Annotated in this window: 17 protein-coding genes; 9 read left to right on the top strand and 8 right to left on the bottom strand. The window is 37.2% G+C overall.

Going from position 1 to position 21,537, the window contains the following annotated elements; translation table 11 throughout:
* The first annotated feature begins 11 nt into the window (after positions 1-11).
* Genes EHR01_RS19420 through EHR01_RS10860 form a run of 4 tightly spaced genes read left to right on the top strand, consistent with a single transcriptional unit; the run spans position 12 to position 4,796 of the window.
* Positions 12-1,532, top strand: coding sequence for a HAMP domain-containing methyl-accepting chemotaxis protein (locus tag EHR01_RS19420; RefSeq protein ID WP_135694811.1), 1,521 nt, complete (start codon positions 12-14; stop codon positions 1,530-1,532).
* Positions 1,533-1,540: 8 nt separating this feature from the next.
* A complete protein-coding gene (locus EHR01_RS10870; protein ID WP_135694810.1) occupies positions 1,541-3,382 on the top strand; it encodes a chemotaxis protein CheA in 1,842 nt (613 codons plus the stop codon).
* Positions 3,379-4,410 (top strand): protein-glutamate methylesterase/protein-glutamine glutaminase, encoded by a 1,032-nt coding sequence (locus tag EHR01_RS10865; protein ID WP_135694809.1) that lies wholly within the window; start codon positions 3,379-3,381, stop codon positions 4,408-4,410. The genes EHR01_RS10870 and EHR01_RS10865 overlap by 4 nt, the downstream gene beginning before the upstream one ends.
* Positions 4,411-4,427: 17 nt before the next feature.
* Complete coding sequence (locus EHR01_RS10860; protein ID WP_135694808.1) at positions 4,428-4,796, top strand: response regulator; 369 nt, start codon at positions 4,428-4,430, stop codon at positions 4,794-4,796.
* 55 nt (positions 4,797-4,851) lie between these two features.
* On the opposite strand, the gene EHR01_RS10855 is transcribed toward EHR01_RS10860, so the two are convergent.
* The 3 genes from EHR01_RS10855 to EHR01_RS10845 all read right to left on the bottom strand — a co-directional run bounded on the left by EHR01_RS10855 (position 4,852) and on the right by EHR01_RS10845 (position 9,148).
* Positions 4,852-5,400, bottom strand: coding sequence for a chemotaxis protein CheD (locus EHR01_RS10855; RefSeq protein ID WP_135694807.1), 549 nt, complete (start codon positions 5,398-5,400; stop codon positions 4,852-4,854).
* Positions 5,401-5,650: 250 nt separating this feature from the next.
* Positions 5,651-7,084 (bottom strand): RecQ family ATP-dependent DNA helicase, encoded by a 1,434-nt coding sequence (locus tag EHR01_RS10850; protein WP_135694806.1) that lies wholly within the window; start codon positions 7,082-7,084, stop codon positions 5,651-5,653.
* Between the two features lie 54 nt (positions 7,085-7,138).
* Positions 7,139-9,148 carry an acetate--CoA ligase gene (locus EHR01_RS10845; protein WP_244310079.1) on the bottom strand — a complete coding sequence of 670 codons (2,010 nt, stop codon included), beginning with the start codon at positions 9,146-9,148 and terminating at the stop codon, positions 7,139-7,141.
* A 258-nt stretch (positions 9,149-9,406) separates the two neighbouring features.
* On the opposite strand from EHR01_RS10845, the gene EHR01_RS10840 reads away from it, so the two are divergent.
* The 3 genes from EHR01_RS10840 (at position 9,407) to EHR01_RS10830 (ending at position 15,994) form a co-directional block, all read left to right on the top strand.
* Positions 9,407-9,979 (top strand): WG repeat-containing protein, encoded by a 573-nt coding sequence (locus EHR01_RS10840; protein ID WP_135694805.1) that lies wholly within the window; start codon positions 9,407-9,409, stop codon positions 9,977-9,979.
* Positions 9,980-10,141: 162 nt separating this feature from the next.
* On the top strand, positions 10,142-12,187 hold the full coding sequence (locus tag EHR01_RS10835) for a sensor histidine kinase (RefSeq protein WP_135694804.1): 2,046 nt from the start codon (positions 10,142-10,144) through the stop codon (positions 12,185-12,187).
* 90 nt (positions 12,188-12,277) lie between these two features.
* Positions 12,278-15,994 (top strand): LamG-like jellyroll fold domain-containing protein, encoded by a 3,717-nt coding sequence (locus tag EHR01_RS10830; protein WP_135694803.1) that lies wholly within the window; start codon positions 12,278-12,280, stop codon positions 15,992-15,994.
* 89 nt (positions 15,995-16,083) lie between these two features.
* Here the strand turns inward: EHR01_RS10830 and EHR01_RS10825 are convergent, their stop codons facing one another.
* The 3 genes from EHR01_RS10825 to EHR01_RS10815 all read right to left on the bottom strand — a co-directional run bounded on the left by EHR01_RS10825 (position 16,084) and on the right by EHR01_RS10815 (position 17,834).
* Positions 16,084-16,347: an RNA recognition motif domain-containing protein gene (locus EHR01_RS10825; RefSeq protein ID WP_135694802.1), complete on the bottom strand. Its 264-nt coding sequence runs from the start codon at positions 16,345-16,347 to the stop codon at positions 16,084-16,086.
* 286 nt (positions 16,348-16,633) lie between these two features.
* On the bottom strand, positions 16,634-17,353 hold the full coding sequence (locus EHR01_RS10820; RefSeq protein WP_135694801.1) for a DUF4386 domain-containing protein: 720 nt from the start codon (positions 17,351-17,353) through the stop codon (positions 16,634-16,636).
* Between the two features lie 10 nt (positions 17,354-17,363).
* A complete protein-coding gene (locus tag EHR01_RS10815) occupies positions 17,364-17,834 on the bottom strand; it encodes a hypothetical protein (protein ID WP_135694800.1) in 471 nt (156 codons plus the stop codon).
* A 135-nt stretch (positions 17,835-17,969) separates the two neighbouring features.
* Here EHR01_RS10815 and EHR01_RS10810 point away from each other — a divergent pair, with 135 nt between their 5' ends.
* The gene (locus EHR01_RS10810; protein WP_135694799.1) at positions 17,970-19,058 is read left to right on the top strand and encodes a helix-turn-helix domain-containing protein; all 1,089 of its coding nucleotides are present in this window, start codon (positions 17,970-17,972) and stop codon (positions 19,056-19,058) included.
* A gap of 53 nt (positions 19,059-19,111) precedes the next feature.
* Here EHR01_RS10810 and EHR01_RS10805 read toward each other — a convergent pair whose 3' ends face one another.
* Together EHR01_RS10805 and EHR01_RS10800 are read right to left on the bottom strand one after the other, a co-directional pair.
* Positions 19,112-20,260, bottom strand: a complete 1,149-nt coding sequence (locus EHR01_RS10805) for an MFS transporter (RefSeq protein WP_135694798.1) — start codon at positions 20,258-20,260, stop codon at positions 19,112-19,114.
* Positions 20,261-20,281: 21 nt separating this feature from the next.
* A complete protein-coding gene (locus tag EHR01_RS10800; protein WP_135694797.1) occupies positions 20,282-20,782 on the bottom strand; it encodes a DUF2938 domain-containing protein in 501 nt (166 codons plus the stop codon).
* Positions 20,783-20,917: 135 nt separating this feature from the next.
* Between EHR01_RS10800 and EHR01_RS10795 the strand changes: the two genes are divergently transcribed.
* The gene (locus EHR01_RS10795) at positions 20,918-21,535 is read left to right on the top strand and encodes an ArsR/SmtB family transcription factor (RefSeq protein ID WP_244310078.1); all 618 of its coding nucleotides are present in this window, start codon (positions 20,918-20,920) and stop codon (positions 21,533-21,535) included.
* Positions 21,536-21,537 lie beyond the last annotated feature (2 nt).

The raw sequence follows: 21,537 nt of genomic DNA, 5'->3' as shown, positions 1-21,537 counted from the left end.
AGGAACCAAATATGTTTAATTTAAACTCCATGACAGTCAAAGGAAAATTGATTCTCGGATTCAGTTTGCTAATTTTTTTTATTGGAATTGGCACTGGATCAGGAATTTACAGCGTTAATATTTTTAATAATAAAGTTACTGATATAGTATTAATCTATTCACCAAAAGTTCAACTTTCGGAAAAAATCAGGGCAAAATTCCTATGGATTACTCGGGCAGAAAAAAATCTAATACTTGACCAAACAACAGAATTGATGAACAAAAGGTTAAGCGACAAAGCTCGTTACACTGAAGAACTACTCAGCTATATTGAAAATTTAGAAAAACTAAGCAACCAAAAGGACAAACAGAAGTTACAAGAGCTTAAAGCTGCATACAAAGAATACTCTGATGCATTTGAACTGGTAAAAGTTGTCGCTCTAAAAAATCAAACACAACAAGCTCAAGATATATCCAATGGGAAAGGTCGTCCGGCCGCTGATAAATTTGATAAAATTGCAGATGAAATTGCATTGACGGTCACCAACGAAATAAATGAAGCCAATCGACTTACTGACGAGTATTATCAAAACGTTTTTATCTTTATGTCAGCACTGTTTGTTGTTTCGGCAGTGGTTTCTATTCTTATAGCCATATGGATCATTGTTAGCATTACCAAGGCTCTAAACTCAGCTGTAGAAATTGCAACAACCGTATCCACTGCTGCAGAACAGGTATCAGCCACAGCCTATTCTCTTAGCCAAGGAGCGAGTGAACAAGCAGCATCAATTGAGGAATCAACAGCTTCTATCGAAGAGATGTCATCTTCTGTATCACAAAATTCGCAAGCAGCAATTGAAACGAATGAAATTGCATCCCAATCAGCAAATGAAACAACCAAAGGGAGGGAATCTGTATTTAAAACATTAGATGCTATGAAAAATATTTCCTCCAAGATTAAAATCATTGAAGAAATCGCCTATCAAACCAATTTACTTGCTCTCAATGCAGCAATTGAAGCTGCACGAGCAGGTAAACATGGAAAAGGATTTGCTGTTGTTGCAGATGAAGTAAGAAAACTTGCAGAAAGAAGCCAAGTCGCGGCCCAAGAAATCAACCAACTTTCGTTTAACAGCGTTTCGCTTGCCGAAGAAGCGGGAAAAGTTATCGAAGAAATTGTCCCAAGCATTAGTAAAACAGCAGAACTAGTTTCTTCAATTGCAGATGCATCAAGGGAACAATCCTCAGGTATCAATCAGATTTCGTTGGCAATGACCCAGATGGACCAAACCACACAAATTGCTGCCTCCTCTTCTGAAGAATTAGCAGCCACATCAAATGAACTCAAACAACAATCAGGTCACCTAATGGAAATTATGGGAACACTTGTAAAAGTAGATAAGGAAAAAATTGCAATATCAAAGCAAACTAAAAATATCACAAACATACCTGGTGACCTGAAAAACATTGCAGCCGAATTTGGAAAAAACAATAAGTCTTCTAATGGTTTTGGTTCAGGAATCGAACATAATGCTCTGACAGAAAAATTTTGAGTTGAGTTATGGGAAGAGAACAACTCTTACTCGATTTTATCCCCGAAGGGTTTGAACTTATTGAAGTTTGCGAATCATTGATTCTTTCAATAGAAGGAATCAATGATCAATCAGGTGAATACGATGAAGATCTTATTAACAACCTGTTTCGTGCGGTTCATACCTTTAAGGGTTCAACCGGATTATTAAAACTAGAAAGTTTAGTCAAAATATCTCATGAAGCAGAAACTTTGATGGATATTTTGCGCAAAGAAAAAAAACTTCCGAGTGAAGATATTTGCCAAGTACTCATCAACACATGTGATCAATTGCGAAGACTATTGCATAAAGTAGATGAAACAAAATCAAATCCAGAATTAGATGATGAATCCGAAGCAATCATTGAAGTTTTAAAACGTGAGATTAAACAATTAAATGCGGAAACTTTCGGAACAGTAGAAGAAATTGTTACACCAAAAAAGAAAAAAAGTTTTGAAATATTTGGCGAAGAAGAACTCAATGCTGAGCCTATTATAGCAATAAAAAAACCCGCTTTTGAAATTTTTGATAACTCACCTAATCCAACCTTTGCAGAATCCAAAACAAATATCAAAGATCAAAAAACGACAGAAATACTGAAACCTGCGAAAACACAATTAGATAAAGAACCAATCGCTGCTACCACAAACATTCAGAAAAAAGAAATCAAAGTAGCAAATGAAAAGTTGGATGCGCTTATGGATTTAGTAGGAGAGTTGGTGATTGCTGAGTCGAATGTAACACAACACCCTCTTCTTAAATCTCTTCGGAATGAAGATTTCAATTCTTCTATCAATCGTCTCCACAAAATCGTATTAGATTTACAAGAAGTAGCTTTATCAACTCGGATGATACCCATTAGTGGAGTTTTTCAAAAGATGTCTCGTTTGATTCGCGACCTGCAGAAAAAGGCAAACAAAAAAGTTGCATTATACATCAGCGGAGAGGAGACCGAAATTGACAAATCCATTGTTGATTTAATTGCAGACCCGATCATTCATATTTTGAGAAATTCAATTGATCATGGAATCGAAACAACGGAAGAGAGAATGTTATCTGGAAAAGCAGAAGTTGGTACCATCCAGCTAAGTGCAAGGCAATCTGTCAATGAAGTATGGGTTATGATCCGTGATGACGGCAGAGGATTAAATCGTGAAAAAATAATACAAAAATCAATTGAAAGAGGAATACTTAGCGGAGACACCGAACACTTGTCAGACCAAGAAGTATATAACTTGATTTTTGTTCCCGGTCTATCCACAGCAGAAGCAGTGACAGACATTTCTGGTAGAGGTGTCGGTATGGACATTGTGCGTCAAAATGTTGAAAAAATGGGCGGTAAAATTGAAATCCACAGTCGCTTACAGAAAGGTACAAGTTTCATTCTAAGGATTCCGCTTTCTCTTGGAATTATGGAAGGAACGGTGGTCCGCATTGGTAAAAAGTTTTTCACAATCCAAACCATTGAACTAAGAGAGTTTGTAAGCCTGCGGGAAAAAAAAGAAATTCCTCTTGAGGATAACCAAAAAGTCATCGACGTCAGAGGCACCTTTATCCCAATTTTTGACATCAACCAGATTCTAAATCATAGAGAGAAAATTGTTTATGAAGGATTGGATCCACTTATGATTGTTCTCGAATATGAGAAGAAGTTATTAGGGATTCGAGTCGATGAAATAGTTGGAAATCAAAATGTAGTCATCAAACCATTACAAGGAATTTTAGAAGAAGCAAGCGGGGTAAATGGATTCACAATTCTAGGTAGCGGAAACGTAAGTTTAATTTTAGATGTTAAATCAATATTTCAGAAACTGCACAGAAGTGAATCATGATCAAACTCTTGATTGTAGACGATCAAAATGTGGTGCGAAACGTTTTGTCTGAGATGTTTTCAAATAACAAGGACATACACGTTGTTGGTACTGCATCAAATGCATTAGAAGCCAAAATACTAATTCCGCAACTTCGTCCAGATGTGATTAGTTTGGATGTTGACATGCCCGGAATGACTGGTATAGAATTTTTAGACTGGCTGATACCTAATTTTCCTACTCCCGTGATTATGTTAAGCACATACACTGTCACTGGTGCCAATGCAACGATCCAAGCCCTCCAACGAGGTGCAATGGATTTTGTAAGAAAGCCAGATGGAACAGAATCAGATTTTTTAAGAATGTTAGAAGAACTAACATTCAAAATCAAAAAACTAGGAATCCTTACCAAGCCTAAACAATATGTCACTCCAACCCTTACTAATAAACTAACAGGGCTTAAGGGAAAACAAACAAATATTAAATTAATCGCAATCGGTGCCTCCACAGGAGGAACCCAAGCCTTAGATTTCATCTTACACCAATTACCGAATGACCTCCCCCCCATTGTTGTAGTTCAACATATGCCTGAACATTTTACCACTTTGTTTGCACAACGTCTGAATCAAACAACGGGACTACCCGTCAAAGAAGCGGCCCATGGTGATATCCTTGAGACAGGCCACGTCTATCTTGCTCCTGGGGATCAACATTTACTTGTCCGTCGCTTGGCTGGTCGATATTATTTGGAATTAGAAGTATTCGATAAAGTTAGTGGACACCGACCTTCAGTCGATGTTCTTTTTAACTCCATTTCGCAGGGAAAAATGAGTAACAATTGTTTGGCGATACTATTGACAGGTATGGGAAGAGACGGAGCAGCTGGCTTAAAGGCAATAAAAGATGCTGGTGGTAGAACCATAGGCCAAGATGAAGACTCTAGTGTTGTGTATGGAATGCCAAAAGAAGCTTTTGTATTAGGTGCAGTCGAAAAACAAGCAGGCCTTTCTTCAATACCAAATGTAATCTTACAAATTTTAGAATCATAAAGGGGAGTTAAAAAAAAATGTCAAAAAAAATATTACTATGCGATGATGCACCTACTGCATTGAAACTTATGGAGATGGTCCTTGCAGATGAAGGTTATGAAATCTTTAAGGCAGAAAATGCAGATCAAGCAATGAAAAGTTTAGAGCTCAATGGCCCTTTTGACGGATGCGTATTTGATGTGAATATGCCAGGTAAAAATGGAATAGAGCTGTCTCGTGAATTTTTGGCTCATCCAAAAGGTACCGGGGCAAACATTCTAATCGTATCAACTGAATCGAGTGATCACCTCCGCAAAGCCGGAAAGGATGCAGGAGTGAAAGCATGGATTGTAAAACCATTCGATGATGAAGATTTAATTGAAGTATTAAAACAAATTACCGGCTAAAAGAACGTAAAGATTTTTCGACCAAACACCCATTCTAAACAAATGGGCGAGGGACTCAGAATGTAAATACAGATGTTTTTTTAACCATTCTCTCTCGCACTTTTGTTTCAAAGTGTCGTTCTTGCGTTAAAATTTCGCTAGATGCATTTGATTGTAGTTTTGTAATAAAAACATCATAATTATCGGTATGAAAAACTAACTTCCGATACAACTCACCACCAGTGTCTTCACTGATGACTGCGATTCTTTCAGTCTGTAAAAAATCTTTAACAAACATTATGTTCTTTGGACCAGCGTTACTAGTTGATAATACCGAAGTTTGAGACCCACCGAATATCTTTGCTTTCAATGCATTTCTAGGGATATTTAGTTTCACAAATTCATTAATCAATAATTCCATGGAAGTAATTCCATATCTTAAACTCTGTTTTTCTTCTAATTTATCTACACTTCCTGGTAAAAGAATATGATTGATGGCGCTATGTTTTGTTTTTTCATGAAATAAACATACGGACACACAAGAACCTAAAATAGTACGAATTTCATACATACCTGAAGTGAAATAGGCTTCACCAATATTCAAGTATACTTTTTGCTTCATCATGTAATAGTCAGCTCAACAGAATAAAGATGCAAGTCTCCACATTTTTTCTTAACTTTAGAAATGCCTTTCATTCATAGCAAAAGATATATAAAAAAATCAAATTAATGGAAAACCAGAAATTAAAAAGAGTTCGGTAAGAAACTCCCCTAAAATATAAGACGATTTATATTAAGAAAAAAACAAAACTTGAAATTCTTTTACGATGGAGCAAAGAATTAAATTTTAAAAAAATAGTCAGTAATTTTAACAATTAATTCGTTAAACACAAATCACAATTTCCACAACCGAAATATGATGAATCAAAATATTCATGAATGAACTTCCGTCTGCAATCAGTCGTTTTAGTATATAATAGAGTTTGATAAAGTTTTTTCTGGGAATTTTTCTTTTTCTCAAGTAATTCAGATTCAGAAAAAAAAGATTCAGACCATTCAGACTCAATCTGCAATGTCCCTTTCTCCAACTCCCCAGAAATCAACCCTTTACTCGCGAGCAAACTCAAAGCTGTTTGGACTCGGTGGTCTCCTTTATTTTTAAAACTCATATAACTTTGTAAGGTTTCATAATCTAAACCAGATAATTCATTTTGTTTTTGTAACAAAGTTCCAAATAGTTTCTTTAGATACGTTCGGTCAGGATTTTGCCATTCAATAAATTCCATTTGAACAGTTAGGTCTTCTTGTTGGTAATAGAGTTTACAATCAGAAGGATCACCATCTCTACCGGCACGCCCTATTTCTTGATAATAAGATTCGATACTCCCCGGAATCTGCGCATGGTAGACATTACGAATATTAGGTTTATCAATTCCCATCCCAAATGCATTTGTTGCCAGAAGAATTCCCTCATCCGATTTGAGAAAAGAAGATTGTATTTTATTTCTTTGTGTTGGAGAAAGTTTACCATGATAAACGAAATGTCGTTTCTGCTTTGTATCAAGCCAGTGACTAAATTTTTCTAACTCTTGGATAAGGCTAAAATAAATGATCGTTGCTCCATTTGTATGGTTTAAATCTTCTAAAATAACTTTATATTTTGCCTCTGAATCAAAACAATCTACCACAGATAATTTCAAATTAGGACGAAACAATCCATCGTCAAAAATTTTTATTTTTTCTTTTATGATCCCCAATTGAGAAACAATGTCCTCTTGGACATGTTTAGAAGCAGTAGCAGTCAATGCCACTGTTACTGGATAACCTAAGATTTCTCGAAACCAAGATATCTTTGTATAATCAGGCCGAAAGTCATGACCCCATTGGCTAATACAATGCGCTTCATCAATGGCTAATAAGGAAACCGCAAGACCACTCAGTGCATCCAAAAATTCTTTTTTCTGAAAACGTTCCGGAGAAACGTATAAAATTTTATAATCACCTGATTTAAGTTTTGCGTACCGCTCTATTCGCTCTGCTTTTCCTAAACTAGAGTTGATATATTCGGCCGATACACCTTTTCTTTGTAATGCGGCTACTTGATCCTTCATCAAAGCGATCAATGGAGAAATAACTATACAAATTCCTGGCAGAGTGATTGCCGGAATTTGATAACATAAAGACTTGCCCATTCCTGTTGGCATAAGTACCAACGCATCCTGTCCAGAAAGAATGTGTTGGATAATTTGTTCCTGGTTTCCACGAAACTGAGAAATACCAAATATTAATTTTGTTTCATCAAGATTCAAATATACACTACCGTGATTTTTTTGTTTGATGAAACGATGGTTGATTTATTTAAATCAATTACTTGTTCTAGGAAATTTTATCCGAACAACATCCATCACTTCATCCAAAATAGAAGGATCATCAATGGTGGATGGAACAGAATATGTTTCTCCATCGATCATCTTACGCATTGTTTTACGTAGAATTTTTCCAGAACGAGTTTTTGGTAGTCTTTTTACAAAGACAACCGCCTTTAAAGATGCAATTGCTCCAATTTTTTCTCGGATTCGATGTGTGATATCAAATTCAATCGATTTTTGGTCGATTGAAATTCCATCCTTACACACAACAATGGCCAACGGAACTTGCCCTTTGATTTCATCAGCAATGCCAATCACAGCCGATTCTGCGATGGAAGAATTTTCTGCTACAATTTCCTCCATCTCTCCCGTAGAAAGTCTATGACCTGCCACATTGATCACATCATCGATTCGCCCAAGAATAAAAAGATATCCATCTTCATCAAAATATCCGCCATCTCCTGTTAGATAATAGCCTGGGTAATGAGATAAATAAGAAGATTCAAAATTGGTATGATCATTCCAAAGTGTTGGCAAACATCCAGGTGGCAAAGGTAGTTTGATCACAATATTTCCTTTTTCACCATGGTTAAGTTCATGGCCTTCTTCATCCAAAATACGGACATCAAAACCTGTAACAGGTTTTGTCGCCGAACCAGCCTTTGTTGGAAGAGGAGAAGCTCCCATCATATTGGCAGCAATGGCCCAACCCGTTTCCGTTTGCCACCAATGGTCAACAACTGGAACTTTTAAAAGTTCGCAAGCCCAATCGTATGTCACTGGGTCTGTCCTTTCTCCTGCTAAAAACAAATATTTTAATGAACTAATATTGTATTTAGAAAGTTCCTTACCATCTGGATCCTCTTTTCGAATGGCCCGAAAGGCAGTCGGTGCACAAAACAACGTTTTCACTTTATATTCCTCTATGATTCGGTAAAAAGCTCCTGCATCTGGTGTTCGGACTGGTTTTCCTTCGTACAATACAGTGGTACAGCCATAAATGAGCGGTGCGTAAACAATATAAGAATGTCCGACAACCCAACCTACATCAGAAGCAGCAAAAAAAACTTCTCCAGGTTTCATATCATAAATAACTTCCATGGAGTAATGCATAGCAATCGCATGACCTCCGTTATCCCTTACTACACCTTTTGGTTTTCCTGTTGTCCCAGATGTATAAAGGATATAAAGTGGGTCTCCTGAAGAAACGTTTACTGCCTTTTTTTTGCCAGCTGTCTCCATCAATTCATCCCAATCAAAATCTCTTCCGGTATGCATGATTACTTCTAAGTTTGGTCTTGATTTTAGAATCACATAATCTGGTTTATGAGAAGAAAGGTGCATCGCCTCATCTAACAATGGCTTATATGGAATTATTTTTGAAATTTCAACTCCATAAGAAGCTGTGATTACAATTTTAGGGCGACAATCATCTAACCTAACAGCTAATTCATGAGGTGCAAACCCTCCAAATACAACAGAGTGGACAGCTCCAATCCTTGCACAAGCCAACATAGAAACAAGTGCTTCCGGAATCATCGGCATATATATTACAACCGTATCTCCTTTCTTCACACCTAACGAATCCAAAGTGAATGCCATTTTCTCAACAGATTCCAAAAGTTTACGATAGGATAATTTGGATTTTGTTTTGGTTACAGGTGAATCATATATAATGGCTGTCTCTTCCCCTTTACCTGCTTCAACATGAAAATCCAAAGCCAAATAGGAAGTATTTAAAACTCCATCAGGGAACCAGTGGTAAAGGCCATCATCACTCTTATCATATACTTTTGTTGGTTTTGTATTCCAAAAAATCCGATCAACAAGAGACATCCAAAATTTCATTTTTTCATCATCGTGAACCACTTGTTCCATTTTATTCCTACCTGATTGTTTATAAGATGCAGGTTCCTTAAAAATCCCAACTACAAATTTACAAATCAAAACGAAAACAGTTAACTCATTTTGGTATAAATATATCCTATATACATTATCATTCATATTGTAATTATATAATGCTGTTCAGTATAACCAGTTTCTGGTATAAAATTTTAGAATGAATCCAAAGAACTTGACATCAAATGTATTTTTACCATTCTAACAAGACCTTTGGATTCGGATGTGGTTCTATTTTTTTAGAATCATTTTGAATTGTCTTTTTTTTACGCTGATTGTTTGCATTCATTGCGTATGGAAACGATAAAAAAATCCAACCTGTAGATGATTAGAAAAATTAAAAAATTGATATTTGTAGGTCTTATGAAAAAAACTTTTATTCTTTTCCTATTTGTGGTTCCGCTCTTGGCACAACCCAATCGCCCCGTTGCCTTTGAAGAAAATGGACTTTATGGCTATCAAAATAAATCCGGTAAGGTAATCATCAAACCACAATACCAACATGCAATGGATTTCACCAAAGAATTGGTAGGATTTGTCGTCAGTGAAAACCGATGGCTTTGCATCAATACCCAAAACAAAATTCTTTTGGAAGTATTTCCTTATGATAATGGTCCAGATGAATACTCTGAAAAACTCGCAAGATTTGTGGAAAACAAAAAGTTTGGATTTTTCAATCCTCAATGTAAAAAACAAATTCCAGCTGCCTATGATTTTGTTTTCCCTTTTGAGAACGGAATTTCCATTGTCTGTAATTTTTGCGAATCAAAATCAGATGGGGAACATAGCCGAATTGTCGGAGGAAAGTATGGAGCCATCAACAAAAAAGGGCATATTGTCATCCCCATCGAATACGACTCCATCAACTCAATTGATTTCAAAAAGAAAACTGCAAATGTAACAGCAAACCAAATAAAAACTAAAATTAAGTTTTAGTTAGGATACAAAAAAAGAAACAAACTAGTGTTTACACTTATAAAAATTGAGGTGGTGACACAACAAACCAATCATTTGGAAAATCAAAATAACCTGTGACAGTATCTTCCCTGTTTTCACGATGGCAGTGGTGGGTAAAATCCGAACTTCGGTTTTTTGATAATGAAAAAGATACTTTTGATTGGGCTGTGTTTCCTTTCTGCTTGCACACCTCATTCACAAAATACAGAGAATCCGGTGGCCGTCCAAGGTGAAATAGACCTTAGGCATTGGGATTTCCAAAAGCCCATTCCTCTTTCTGGAGAATGGAAATTTGATTGGGAAAAACTCATCTCGCCAAGCAACCTAACATCCGATACACAAAATTACAAAGAACCAATCAAACAAGCCTCACCAAACACAAAAAAACTCCAACTGATAGGAGAACGTTGGAAAGAAAAATACAAAGGGACAGGTTATTCCACTTACCAAATAAAAGTTTTATTCCCTGAAGTATCAAAAGAAAACATTTATGCATTACGGTTTTTCCAAACAGGCGGGGCAGCCATGTCCGTCTACATCAATGGGAAATTAGAATTAGAATTGGGAAAAGTTGGAACCTCGCAAGAAACCATGTCCCCCACTCGCAGTTCAGGAACTCTCATACTTTCCCATCCAAGTCCAGAAACAGAAATACTTGTCCATGTTTCTAATTTTTTCCATGACGATGGAGCATTCTGGTATCCTCCCACATTAGGACTTTACCAAAATACCAACAAACAAATGTTTCACGAAGCCATCAGAGACTCTCTTTTAACAGGAGCTTTGTTATTTATGGCATTTTATCATTTTGTCGTTTTTTTATTTCGAAGAGAGAGATCTTTAGTGCTTTATTTTGGTTTATATAGTTTGGTGATAGCACTTCATTCCATTTCTTTAAACGGAGATTCTCTCTATTTTATATTTCCAGAGGTCCCTTACAGAATAGCATTTGCTCTTTCTTTGATATTCTATTTAGCAATGCCATTTTACCTTTTATTTTTAACCAAACGATTCCCCGATAATTTTTCAAAATCCATCACTCAGTTCTTTGTCATATCTTGTACGACTTTATATCTTTTTGTTTTACTCACACCTTCAGAATTAGGTTCAAAGACTACATTTTATGGATTATTCCTTACGATTTTTGGTTTGTTTTATTCCATAGTTTGTATCATTTATGCAGTTTTTCAGAAAAAAGAAATGGCCATACCGTTTCTTCTCATCCAAGTTTTATTGTTTTTAAGTGCCATCAACGACACACTATATCTCTATGGAATTTTTAACTATTTTTTGATTCTTGAATATTCCTACTTGTCGACAGTCCTGCTCCAATCATTGGTTTTAGCTTCCTACTTTACGAAATCATTTATTAAAAATGAAACATTGGGAAAAGAATTAGCATCACTCAATGAGTCTTTGGAAAAGACTGTTGTTCTAAGAACCCAAGAATATAAAGAAGCAAAACAAGTTGCAGAAGAAGCCAACCAATGGAAAGATAAATTGATCTCTCTTGTGGCGCATGACCTTAGGTCACCGCTAAGTACTGTTTACTCAGCCTTAACTATCGTTACAGATAAAAATTCAACCGAAGAAGAAAAAACCCATATATCAAAACAAGTGTTTGTTATTTTAGAAAATGCTATGGCGACCGTAGAACATCTTCTGAATTTAAACAGGTTTAAATTGGACCAAGGTCAAATCCACTTACATTTATCTGAAAATCAATTGTCTGAGATCATAAAACCTTTAGCCGATTCTTTTTCTTTTGAATTAAAAAAGAAATCTTTACAGTTAGAATTATCAGTTCCCGAAACAACTATTGTTTATGCAGACACATCCCTTCTCCTTGAAATTCTTCGTAATTTGATAGCGAATGCCATTAAATTTAGTCATCCGAATGGATGGATCAAAGTTAGCACGAGTCAAAATCAAATGTTCACAGAGATATGTATTGAAGACAATGGCAAAGGCATTCCAATCGAACGACAAAAAGATTTGTTTTCAAAACCCATGACTTCTCTTGGTACAATGGGAGAAAAAGGATTTGGAATTGGGCTTAAACTTTGTTTTGAATTAATGCGCCTTCATGGAGGGAGCATCCAAGTCCATTCAGAGGAAGGAAAAGGAAGTAAATTTCTTTTAGAATTTCCAAAAGAAAACAGAACAGTAACCTTAGAAGCATCATAAATATTCTTCCTCTACTGATTCACAAATACCGAAATATCTTGATAAATATACCAATCATTCCATAGTTCCATAAAGCGACGGGTTTCCCTAATGAAGAGATTGACACTACCACTGGTATTTTTTTTCCTCTCTTCCTGTGGTTTGCCTTCACTTGTCAGAGAACCTCTAGAATTTCTAGCCTTCCTTCGGTTTTTCACAGGCCCGCAATTTACGGGACATAGCATCGGTGGAGCAGTTTCAGGTCTCCTTCCGGGAACATCGGTAACCTTAACAAACAACCAAGAATCAGTTACAGTAGCCACTGATGGAAATTTTACATTTCCGACAAAACTCAGTTCAGGCCAAAATTACAATGTGAACTTTGTTACCAATGGGGCCGGGCTCACTTGTTCCATTGCCAATGCCCAGGGTGTGGTCCAAAGCAGCAACATAACAAACGTTAGTATCACATGTGGAGTCGGTGCAAACTTTTATGAAGTAGGTGTAAATGTTTCAGGACTCAGCGGCACCATTACCGTACAAAACAACGGAGCAGAAACTTTAAACATAGCCACAAACGGTCTAACAAAATTTACAACTCTCATTTCTACTGGATCCAATTATGCGGTCACCATGACTGGATGGCCTGCTGGAACAATCTGTTCGTTTGATGATCCCTCACTTACTGTTGGAACAATGGCAGCTGCTAATGTTACTATTTTCATCACATGTGTAAATGGATATGTCGTAGGCGGAAACATCCATCCCACAGCAGGTACTGATCTCGGAACCAACTTAATTGGAAGAAAGACCTTTGTAAAAACAATAGCAGGTTCTTTTCCAATCAATGCGGGTGGAGGAGGAGCCATCACAGGAGGTGCTGTTGCCAGTGCCACAGCTAGTCTTGCTCGTTTTAATGGACCCAATATGATCACAGCGGATAGTAATTTTGTTTACTTAGCTGATTCGGCCAATGCAGTCATTCGAAAGATTGACAAATCCAACGGAACAACAACCATCTTAGCCGGAGGAAATTCCGGGGGTGGTACAGTTTGTCCGGGTACAGTCACAACTAACTGTAGAGATGGTGTAGGTACTGCCGCAGAATTCAATGGGATCGCAGGTCTTACGAATGATGGGAATAATTTATTCGTTTTAGAATCAAGTGGAAGAAGAATTCGTAAGGTAAACTTAGCAACCTCCGTTGTTTCCACTTTTGCTGGATCTGGGAATGCTGCTGCAGCCGATAACACATCTGGAATTCTTGCATCCTTCAACAATCCTTCTTGGATTTCACTTTTTAACGGAAACCTTTATGTTGTGGATCGAGGGAATTGTACGATTCGAGTCATTAATCCCACAACTACTACGGTGAGTACACTTGCAGGTGGACCAACCCTTTGCAGTTTTGCCAACGACCCAGTAGGAACTAATGCTCGTTTTGTGTCACCAATCGCTGTGGTTGGACTCGGCAGTTATCTCTATGTCACTGACATTGGTGTTGGTGGTGGACATAAAGTCCGTAGGATAGCCCTCGCAGGAACCAACCCAGTAGATACCATTGCGGGAGATGGAGTGCAAGCTTCCACAGATGGAATTGGGACTTTGGCCCAGTTCAATGATCCTCACGGACTCACAACGGATGGGACCAATTTATTTATCTCAGAATGGTCTGGACATAAAATCAGACATTTAAACCTAACAACCAATAAAGTCACGACACTTGTTGGAAGTGGTTCCGGATATTCCGACAACACAGGTGGAAATGGTCTTTTGAATTTTCCCGGTTATCTATTGTCAGATGGTCAGAATATTTACATTGCAGATACAGGAAATCATTCTCTCAGAAGAATAGAACCATCTGAAATTTTGCGTTATACTTTCGATGGAAACACAAACGACTCCATTGGAACGAACCATGGTACAATTGCAGGATCCCCCACTCAAACAACCGATGAAAATGCTCTTGTGAATGGAGCATACGAACTTCATGGAGGTGGTGAATTCATTCAATCCACCACAGATATCATTACCCCTCAGATTTCTGATAACCTCACCATTTCTGCCTGGGTTTTTCCGGCTGGGGGAACCGGTTCTCAGTTTATCTTTTACAATGGGCAAGGTGGTACAGATGGATTTGGACTCAATTTTGTAGGCTCCGGCTCCTCAAGAACTCTATCAGTGTCCCTAGGTGCAGTTGGGCCAAGTGGAAATACAACCATGAAGTTACCGCTCAACCAATGGTCACATGTGGTACTCCAACGTTCCTATCCAAACTGGAGAATCTACATCAATGGATTACAAGATCCTTTGGTATTTACGACTAATCCGAATCTTCCTTCTGGAACATTCAAGGTAGGCGATGCAGGGAATGGTTTTTATTACAAAGGGAAAGTTTCTGATGTTCGTTTTTTTAAAGGGGCTATCGATGATGAGTCCATACGAAGGTTGGCTGTGCAAATTCCTGCAGGACTTGTCACCTATTATCCGTTCAACGGGAATACAAAAGACTATGGCACAGAAAAAAATGATTTATCAGTCACTGGAGCTACACCCACCTCCGATCGCAGTGGCAACCCAAATAGTGCTTACCTCTTTAACGGTGCCTCCTTTATGCAAAAATTAAGTCCCACTGGATTGCCAATGGCGACTGACCCAAGAACCATTTGTGGATGGTTTAATAAAACAAGTACTATTGGGGAATACATTGTGGGATATGGAACCTTTACAACTTCGCAAGGGAATGGGCTTGTGGTTACGGATACCGTCACAGGTATGTTTGGTGTAGCCGATGATGTCACAATCGGTCACGAAGGTTTTCGAAACCAATGGATGCATCTCTGCGGGACCTATAATTCCCCAAATGTTGAAGTTTATGAGAATGGTGTTTTACGTGTTGCAGCATCCATGCCGACTTGGTCTACAGTAGCCGGTCCAAGTCTAGAAGTAGGAAGACGTCTCGATGGCGCTGGCCAATTTTCAGGTGTCCTTGATGAAATTCGGATTTATAACCGAGTTCTTTCTTTATCCGAAATCCGTACGCTCTCCGGTGCTTATCCCACACAAGTTAGCACCTGGAACCAAACACCTGCTAGTAGTAGTTTGAAATTTTTACTCATGCCGGAAGCTGCTTCCTTTGGACCGGGAGCTTGCAGTGGCGGATCCAATTGTATTGGGATTGTAGACGACCGCAGCGGGAATGGCTTTCACGTGAGCCAAGGAACAGGGTCCCAACAGCCAATTTTTAGTGCTACTGGCATCAATGGATCAAAAAGTTTACGTTATTCAAATACGGCAGGAACATTTTTATCGAGAGCTTGTGTTCTTGAATTAAACACCGCCGCTAATACTATTTTTGCAGTATTCAACGATTTAGGTGGAGGTGGAAGCGACGGACTTTTTCAAAATGGTGCCTATTTAGCAGGTAAGTTACTGTATTTACCGGATGGAGGGGGAGGAAAACTGGTAAGTTTGTTTGATCAGGTAATGAATACTCCTAGGTTAATTACAGATTTATCTTTTTATACAGCCAATACAATCACCCTCCTCTCTCTTGAATACAATGGGACATCTGGGAATATATATAATGCTGGTGGTGTCGTGAGTTCTACTAGTTCGGGACCTCCTACCTACAATTGCGGAGGTGGAAACCTTGATATTGGCAGGTTTTATTATACAGGAACACATCCATTTGATGGTGATTATTTAGATGGTTTTATGGGAGATTTGATCTATTACGACCAAGCACTTTCCACAAGTGATAGGGAAATTGTAGAGTGTTATCTTTCCAATAAATACAGCCTACCCATAAGCCATTCCTGTCATTAAGGAAACTTAATTGTGCAAGATTACAAAAATTTCAGTCCTTAGTTTATTTGACTAAGAACTGAAATCCAAAAAATAAAGTTATATAAAACTTAATTCCAATTGTTGGTTTTAGGTTTTGCAATATTCACTTTCATTTCACGGTTTAGAATATTTTTTCCGTTTAAATCATTGATAGCGTTATCAGCTTCTTTACGTTCTTTCATTTCGATAAAACCGAAACCTTTTGATCCACCAGTATACTGGTCTGTAATGATTTTTGCAGAAGATACTGCTCCGTGTACTGAAAAAAGCTCATTAAGCTTGTTCTCGGTCATTTCGTAAGAAAGGTTGCCTACATATATATTAACTGACATTTGATTTCCTCAAATTTTGATTTTGACTCTTAAATTTTAATGAATTAGAAACGACTTTCCAAAATGGAAATTAGGTAAAAACACAACGAAAATGCAGGGGAAAACTTTAAAGGAGATCAGAATGCAAAAAAGTGAGGGCTACTTAGAGGTTAAAAAAACGTATATACTTTGAATCTGTTACCTAATAAATATAGTTCCATTTAAATAGCAAGGCCAATTCAATTTTTTTCATTAGGTTATCTCCGATAAGAGGATGCACTCGGAATATATTTTTAAAAACTCTTTGTTAGTTTTCATTTTTTCCCCTGATGATTTGTATTCCCAAAGAAACCATCCAAAGTAACCAACACAAACTCCCTAAAAGACCAGCCAGAGGAATTTCTTTTACTTCTGGGATCACTATGGCAAATAATTCCCATTGCGCTAAAATATAAACCAAGGAAGAAAACATTCCAAAAATAGCAATCCACTTAGGAAAAACCTGATCTTTCCAAATCATAAATGAAACCATCCCCATCCAAAAAATGGTAAAGAGTTGGCCTAAATGTTCACCAATCAAAACTCCAAACAAATGATGAATGGTTTGGAAATTGACTAGAACCGCTTCTTTTATTATATCAGAACTAAGTGGATCAGAATACAAATTGGCAAGTATAGGTACAACAAAAACCCATCTAAGTAGTCCGATCAGTTGGAAAAACAAAGAAACAATACCAAACATAACAGCGGCTAAAGATAAAAGAGGATTATTTTTTTGTGTAATTTGATACAAATGAAGGTATCCAAAGAGAAGGGGAAGACCAGAAATCCCAAAAAACCACCAAGTCCATACAAGGGAAGAACCACCTTTCTGAAATTCTGTTAATATTGTTTCCGATGGTAGCCGTAGTATATCAGGATATTGAAAATCTACGATTAACATCGTATAGGGTATTTGAATGAGAAAGGGAATCATAATAAATATCATTCCAATATAACGATTCTTTTTGATTGATTGATTTTGCATACTTTCCTCTTTAAAAAAATATAGAATAACTAATTCCCGGCGTTGGATTGAGTTCTGAAGCTGCACCATTTGCTGCAAGTAAAATGATACCAAACCGAAAACTTAAACCCTGCCACAACATAAATCGATAACCCAATTCATACATAATCGTATCTTTGTTTTTATATTCTAAATTCAGTCCTTTCCCATAGGATAAATATGTATAAAACGATGAAGGATATTCTACAGATGCATTTAACTTGGTTGGGAAAAACCAATATCCAAACCCAACTTTATAAAACTCAGTTGTGATTCCCGGATCAAAATTGGTAACATAATAACCTCCATGAATAGAGAACTGATCTTTTCTATATTCTCCTCCAATGGAAGGGGCACGAAAAAAATTAGCACTGTATTCTTCTTTTGAAAACCTAGTATTTCCGAAAATTGGATTCTGTATCAAAACGATAATGAATAAAATGAGCCAAAGATCTAATTTCATTTTTTTCCTTTTCTGAAATCAGTGTAGCTCAAATCAAATGTCATGTCGTCCCACCCCATCGGATGAGACCCATCTTTTATAAAAAAACTAATTTCAATCTTTGGATCATCTGACAGTTTAGGAATAATCTCACGAATGATTGGAACCATCTTACTCAGCGCAGGTTTTATACAGTCTGTTTTTCTTGGCCTTTACTTCTATCGCGAAGCAAATACAGGAAGGAAGTTCAGTCGTGACTTAGGTTATTTTTTCTTTTTCCTTTCCCTCATCATGATTTGTAACCTGATTTATTTTTCAGGCAACTTATTTGAATTTCCGCATCTGATCAAACTAGGATATCTATTTGGATTTTGTACATCTCCTTTTTTTTCTTTTGCTGTAACAAGATATTTTGGAATTCCCAAAGAAAATCGAATTTGGTTCGGACTGTTTCTATTGGTGCCAGTTTCATTTTTTTTAATTCATATTCCATTTTTTCTTTTGAGTGGAGAAAACAAAATTCTATCTCTCCGAAACAATCCTCAAAATCAAATATTGAGTGAGTCAAACTTGTTCCAAATGATGACTTTATTTTTTTCTCTGATTGTTTTTTTGCGAACATACAACCGGTTTCGATTGGTCTTTGGAGAATTTTCCGATGATTTTCTCAGAGAAGAAAAACTTTTTTCTCGTTATATTTTGATTTTGGTCTTTTGGTTATTGCTTTGTATATTGTTTTGTGTTTTTTTCCCCGGCCAAATTTCCGAAACTATATCTAACATTGGTTTTTCGGTTTGGGTTCTTGGATTTGCTTGGCACAGAATTTATCTTGACCAAAAAGGAAAAGATAACCACCAAATTTTACGTTCCAACCAAAACAAATACCAAAAGTCTTATCTATCGGATCAAAAATTAAATGAATTAGGAAAACATTTAGAAGATTTACTTAATGAAAAAGAATTGATTTTAGAAGGAGATTTAACTCTTCCCAAAATTTCAGAAATCCTTGGGCTTTCTTCTCACATAACATCGCAAGTATGCAATCGATACTTTGGTCAAAGTTTAATCGAAATCATCAGACAAAAGAGAATTGAATATGCAAAAAAAGTTCTGGTAGAATCCGATACACCCATCCTTCGGGTTGGTTTTGATGTTGGATTCAATTCCAAAAATGCTTTTATCCGAGCATTTAAAGATTTAACAAATCTAACACCTTCCGAGTTTCGAAAAAAATTCAAACCTTAGTCAAAAAAAGCAAATCAAAGAATTTTACTTTTGACTAAGGCGATTCAATATTATTAAGTTTCGTTTGTTTTTTTTATTTCTTTTAAGTTCAAAGCAATGAGAAATGAAACGATACAAGTGATCATTCCAAATGCATACACTGCTGCATAACCAAATTGATTTGCCACAAAACCTGCTAAAGGTCCCGTCACACCCAATGCGAGATCAAAAAAAGCAACGTAAGCTCCAAGTGCAACTCCGCGAAATTTTGGCTCCATATTTTTAACTGCTTCCACACCAAAGGCAGGGAACACAAGTGAGTAACCAAATCCAGTGAGTGCAGCACCTAAAAAAGCCAAGGAAGAGTGATTCGCCTGCCATAACAAACCTTGTCCTAGAATCGCAACAGCAGAGAATATCATAGCAATTTTTTTACCACCATATTTATCCACCGTTTGCGCAAAGAAGATACGAGCCAAAACATATGCAGTTCCAAAAATGACCATCACCCAATGAGCATTTTCCCATCCTCTTTCTTTGAAAAGTAATGTACTAAAACCGGCAATCCCTGCAAAACATACGGCTGCGAAAAAAAGACCAAGTCCATGTTTCCATACTTTGGGAACCACTTGATAAAATGGAATCCTCACTTGGCTTGCAGGTGGAACCATAGGAATAAAAAAAGAAATAATTCCTGCAAAGATAGGAAATAGAATTGCTAGAACCACTCCTCCTTGAATTCCAAATTGATGGACCATAAAAAACCCTAGAGGAGCAGAGATTGCCATCGCAGCATACATGGCCATTCCGCTCCATGCCATCACAAGACCAGCGTTAGATGGTCCAACCAAACCAACACCCCAAGAGAGAGCACCCGTGATGAGTAAACTCTCGGAATATCCCAAAATAATTCTTCCAATAAGGAGAATTACAAGTCCCAAAGTTCCTTGAAAGTATACAACACCCAAGCTGACAATTCCAGAGATCACAGCAAAAAATATTCCGCGAAGGACCGCTACTTTTGGTCCTTTTAAATCAGATAAAGAACCGGAATGATGCCGACTCAGTAAGGTAACAAGTGACTGGGTTCCCAGTATAATGCCAAGCCAAACATCACTCAAACCTAAGGTTCCTTTGATAAAACCAGGAAGAGTAGCAATGGGAATTCCCACGGAAAAAAATCCCAAGAGAACAATGATAGCAGTTACTATAATATATTTCATAAAAATATCCGTATCCTAATTTTATTGAAACCAAACGTTCGTTAGTAGTGCCGACCCATAAAGTCCAAACCCATAGACCGTATGAATGGCAATATTTCTGAGTCGCACTTGGTAAGGTTTGGGTGTTTTGGAAGCAGCAATGCCAATCCCCATTGCGGGTTGCATGAATAACCAAGGAGCTAGAACAGTTCCAACGCCCACAAAAATTGCCGGCATAATCGTCGGATTCTTTAACCAACCTTCTCCCCAAAGGATTGGCAAAAGAAAGGAAAAGAAAATCCCTATGGCATAATGAGAGGCCCAGCCAAGTTTGGTTTCATTTTGTATCACCTCCGCCTTTCCAATTGAAGTGTGAAAAATTTTCCCTCGAAACAGATTGCCAACCCAACGTCCCAAAAGCCCAAGATCAAGTGAACTCACCCCGGCAGTTTTTTGTAAAAGAAACCTCCAAATGTCCATAGTTGCCGTAGCCCCTATTCCAATAAGAACGATCTTCCCATAATTTAATAAAAGGAAATCCATAATATCCTCCAACATTCATTCTATCATTCAATAGTTTTATTGAATGATAGAATGTCTATAGTTTTTTAAATTCTTTACAAAATTTCTTGCCGAAAAACGGAATTTTCTTTTTTAGTGAGATTGTATATGAGAAGTATGGAAACCATACCGCGTATGAGTGAAGTAGCGAGTATGCTCGGGAACGAATCACGTCTGATTTTACTCCAACTGCTCTCTAACGGTGAAAAATCAGTAGAGATTTTGTCCGAAGAATCCGGTATTCCTGTTGCGAATACCTCACAACACCTCCAGGCTTTAAAAAAAGCGAATATGGTCACCACTCGCAGGGACGGAAAAAGAATTCTTTACCGTTGGGAACTAGGACCAATGAAAGATTTATTCTTTGCTTTAGAAAAGTTCGCTCTGTTTAGTATTGCCGAGGGACAAAGCCCAACCAGAGGAAGTATACTTAACATAAAAAATAATATCAGCTTCTCGGAACTTCAAAAGAAAATTAAAAAAGGGGGAGCTCTCCTCATTGATGTACGATCGAAAGAAGAGTATAAAAAAGGACATATCCCTGATGCAATCAATGTCCCATATAACGATCTTTCCACACACAAATTTCCTAAAACAAAAGAGGTGATCGTATATTGCCGAGGACCACTTTGTTTGTTATCTGTAAATGCAATGAATCTTTTGCAATCGCGTGAAATTAATGTCTTCCGTTTTGATGGAGGGTATGGCGGATGGGAATCAACAGAACACAAATAATA

Origin of the sequence: Leptospira mtsangambouensis (genome assembly GCF_004770475.1) — a bacterium.
Taxonomy (GTDB): domain Bacteria; phylum Spirochaetota; class Leptospiria; order Leptospirales; family Leptospiraceae; genus Leptospira_A; species Leptospira_A mtsangambouensis.
The sequence above is the reverse complement of the archived record's forward strand: the minus strand, read 5'-3'. Positions and strand labels throughout refer to the sequence as shown.